The following is a 553-nucleotide window of genomic DNA, read 5'->3' as shown; positions in this document are numbered from 1 at the left end:
GCCAAACTGCGCCTAAAGACGCTAGCCTGACCATAACTCTGTTCAGGCTCATTGTTATTTGTCACTTTCACTTACCAGTTAAACTGGTTTATTTCTTTTTGCCCCTGTTGCTGCTGAATGGATCTTCGTACTCTTTTACACTCAACTTATCCATGGCTTGATCATGTGCCTCTTGTTCACGAATGTACTTCGCTACTGTTGCTTCATTCAAACCTACTGTACTCACATAATATCCTTCTGCCCAAAATTTTCGATTCCCGTATTTATATTTTAGTTGTGCATGCTTCTCGAAGATCATTAACGAACTTTTCCCCTTTAGATATCCCATGAATGATGAGACTGATATTTTCGGTGGGATAGCCACCAACATATGGACATGATCGGGCATCATGTGGCCTTCTATAATTTCTACTCCTTTGTACTTACATAAGCGTTTGAAAATTTCTATTAAGTCTCTTCTTACTTGATTATAGATCTCTTTCCGTCTATACTTCGGGGTAAATACAATGTGGTATTTGCACATCCACTTTGTGTGAGCTAGGCTGTAGCTCTT

At 39.4% G+C, this 553-nt stretch carries 1 protein-coding gene; it reads right to left on the bottom strand.

All coding sequences use genetic code 11. The annotated features are described in order from the left end of the window. Window positions 1-88 precede the first annotated feature (88 nt). On the bottom strand, window positions 89-553 hold a 465-nt coding region (tnpA, locus tag M4D81_RS34640), incomplete at its 5' end, for an IS200/IS605 family transposase (protein ID WP_260069691.1).

The sequence above is a fragment of the Paenibacillus sp. p3-SID867 genome (assembly GCF_025142895.1).
Classification (GTDB): Bacteria; Bacillota; Bacilli; order Paenibacillales; family Paenibacillaceae; genus Paenibacillus_AQ.
The sequence above is the reverse complement of the archived record's forward strand: the minus strand, read 5'-3'. Positions and strand labels throughout refer to the sequence as shown.